Source organism: Streptomyces sp. KR55 (assembly GCF_052245645.1).
Taxonomy (GTDB): domain Bacteria; phylum Actinomycetota; class Actinomycetes; order Streptomycetales; family Streptomycetaceae; genus Streptomyces; species Streptomyces flavusporus.
The window spans coordinates 1-3,044 of record NZ_JBQQCE010000747.1 but is presented as its reverse complement, the minus strand read 5'-3'; the positions used below and the strand labels follow the sequence as shown (position 1 = coordinate 3,044).

3 protein-coding genes are annotated in these 3,044 nt (G+C 72.7%); 1 reads left to right on the top strand and 2 read right to left on the bottom strand.

The features are described from left to right. The coding region (locus ACTWQJ_RS49415; RefSeq protein ID WP_443312893.1) for an anhydro-N-acetylmuramic acid kinase at positions 1 to 1,024 on the bottom strand (1,024 nt) is incomplete at its 3' end. 4 nt (positions 1,025 to 1,028) lie between these two features. Then, positions 1,029 to 2,318 carry an MFS transporter gene (locus tag ACTWQJ_RS49410; RefSeq protein WP_443312892.1) on the bottom strand — a complete coding sequence of 430 codons (1,290 nt, stop codon included), beginning with the start codon at positions 2,316 to 2,318 and terminating at the stop codon, positions 1,029 to 1,031. Positions 2,319 to 2,507: 189 nt separating this feature from the next. On the opposite strand from ACTWQJ_RS49410, the gene ACTWQJ_RS49405 reads away from it, so the two are divergent. Further along, on the top strand, positions 2,508 to 3,044 hold a 537-nt coding region (locus ACTWQJ_RS49405), incomplete at its 3' end, for an ATP-binding protein (protein WP_443312891.1).

The following is a 3,044-nucleotide window of genomic DNA, read 5'->3' as shown; positions in this document are numbered from 1 at the left end:
GACCGTGCGCCGTCAGGAACCCCAGCACCGCGAACGCGTACGCCTCCTTGGCGTCCGCGGGCAGCCCGAGCTCGTCGGAGGCGCGCACCGGCACGCCCGGCAGCTGATCGCCGAGCATGGCCATCAGCACCGGGTTCCGGGCTCCGCCACCGGACGCGATCACCTCAGTGGCCCCCACCGCGCGCACGGCGTCGGCGACCGTGCGGGCGGTGAGCTCGGTGAGCGTCGCGATCACATCCTCGGCGGGCAGCGTTCCGACGCCGGCCAGGGCCGTGTGCAGATAGCCGACGTGGAACAGCTCCTTGCCGGTCGTCTTGGGCGCGGGCAGCACGTAGTACGGCTCCGCCAGCAGCCGGTCGAGCAGCACCGGATGGACCCGGCCGCGGGCGGCCAGGGCACCGTCCACGTCGTACGCCAGCTGCCCGCCGCTGAACCCGTGCGCCGCCGCGTCGATCAGCGCACACCCCGGCCCCGTGTCGAAGGCGGTTCCGTCGGGCGCGGTGAGGTTGGCGATCCCGCCGAGGTTCAGGGCGACCGGCGTGCCCGGCCGGCTGCGCAGCCACAGCAGGTCGACCAGGCTCACCAGCGGTGCCCCCTGGCCCCCGGCGGCGATGTCCCGGGGCCGGAAGTCGGCGACCACGGGCAGGCCCGTGGCCTCGGCGATCCACGCGGGCTGCCCGAGCTGCAACGTGCCGTGCACCCGGCCCTCGTCCACCCAGTGGAAGACGGTCTGCCCGTGCGAGGCGACCAACTCGGCCCGCCCGTCGCACAGTTCACGGTCGGCCCGGACGGCCGCCGCCGCGAAGGCCTGCCCGATCCGCGTGTCCAGCCGGCACACCTCGGCCATCGAGACGGACCCCGGCGGCAGCGCCGCCGCGAGCGCCGCCCGCAGCTTGTCGCCGTACGCCTCGCTCACCATGCCGAGCGGCTTCAGTACCAGGCTGTCACCGACGAGGCTCAACTCGGCCGCCGCCGCGTCGATGGCGTCGTACGACGTGCCGGACATCAGCCCGATCACCCGCATCCGGTCAACTCGCCTTCCTCTCATCGCCTTTCACCGGAACCGTGGCGAGGGCCAGCACGCTCACCGCGCAGGTGGCCGCCGCGTAGTACGCGGGGATGTCCACGTTTCCGGTCCGTTCGATCGTCTCCGTGATGATGAGCCCGGCACAGCCCGAGAACACGGCATTGGACAGGGCGTAGGCGAGTCCCAGGCCGGTGTAGCGCACGGTCGTCGGGAACATCTCCGACAGCATCGCCGGGCCGGGACCCGCCATCAGTCCCACGACCGCCCCCGCACCGAACACCGCCGCGCCCTTCACCGCGTTCGACCCGCCGGGGTCCTGAAGAAGGTTCAGCAGCGGAACGGCGAGGACCACCACGAGCAGCGCCCCCGTCAGCATCACGGCCCGCCGCCCCACCCGGTCGCTGAGCAGCCCCGCCGGGACGATCGTCACCGCGAAGCCGAGATTGGCCAGCACCGTGGCGATCAGCGCCTGCTGGAAACTCGCGTCGAGCGTGCTCTGCAGGTAGGACGGCAGCACGACCAGGAAGGTGTACCCGGCCGCCGCCCAGCCCATGATCCGCCCCGCACCGAGCGCGATCGCCCGCACGACCTCACGCGCGGGCGGACTCTCCGGCGCCACCTCGCGCTCGTGGCGGAAGGCCGGCGTCTCGTCCAGCCGCAGCCTGAGCCACAGCGCGCCCAGCCCCAGCGGAAGCGTCAGCAGGAACGGCAGCCGCCAGCCCCAGTCGCCCAGCTGATCCTCCGTCAGCACAGTGGCCAGCAGTGCCGCCGCCCCCGCACCAGCCAGCAGCCCCAGCGCCACCGTGAACGACTGCCAGGACCCGTACAGCCCACGCCGCCCCGGCGGAGCGAACTCCGTCATCACCGCCACCGCCCCACCGAACTCCCCGCCCGCGGAGAGCCCCTGAAGCACCCTCAGAAAGGTGAGCAGCCAGGGCGCCAGAGCACCGACCGTGTCATACGTCGGCAGCACACCGATCAGTGTCGTCGCGCCCGTCATCAGCCCGATCACCAGGATCAGCACCGGACGGCGGCCGATCCGGTCACCCAGCCGCCCGAACAGCGCCGCGCCGACGGGCCGGAAGAAGAACGCCAGCGCGAACGCTGCGTACGTCTTCACCAGCGCCTCGACCTCGCTGCCCCCCTCGGGGGTGAAGAAGCGTGCCGCGATGATCGTGGCGAAGTAGCCGTAGACGCCGAACTCGTACCACTCGATGAAGTTGCCCACCGATCCCGCGACCAGGGCCCGCCGGGACCGAACCGTGCCCTGATCCTGGAAAGTCGCCTTCATTCCCAAGAGTATTGACGGTCGGTGACGCCACAGGGGAGCCGGACACAGAACCTTCGCGTCGACCGTCCGTGCCGCGGCACCCGGTGTCACCCGACACGGCAACAGGTCGCCCGACCGGCCACCGCTCGGGCAACGGGGCGGCTACGCTCGGGCCTGTACGTCGTTCGGGCGACTTGGGGAGGTAGCGGGATGACGGAGGTAGGGCCGACGGCGGCCGCCTCGGGATCCCTGTGGGAGCGCGACGACGAAGTCGCCGCCGTCGCCCGGGCGGTCGACACGCTGTGCGCCGACCGCTCGTCCTCGGGCGGCCTGCTGATGTTCCGGGGCGAGGCCGGTCTCGGCAAGACCGCGCTGCTCGCCGAGACGCGCCGCATCGCCGAGCAGCGCGGCTGCACGGTGTGGTCGGCCCGCGGCGGCGAGACCCTCCGGTCCGTCCCCTTCAACGTCGTACGCCAACTGCTCCAGCCCGCCCTCGTGTCGCTGCTGCCCGAGGAGGCCCGTGAGTACCTCGGCGACTGGTACGACATCGCCGGCCCCGCCCTCGGCATAGCGGATCCCGGCGGGCGGCAGGCCGACCCGCAGGGCGTGTGCGACGGACTGGTCGCCGCCGTGCGCCGGCTGGCCAAGCGGGAGTGGCCGCTGGTGCTGCTGATCGACGACGCCCACTGGGCCGACCAGGAGACCCTGCGGTGGCTGGCCGCGTTCGCCGAGCGGCTGCACGACCTG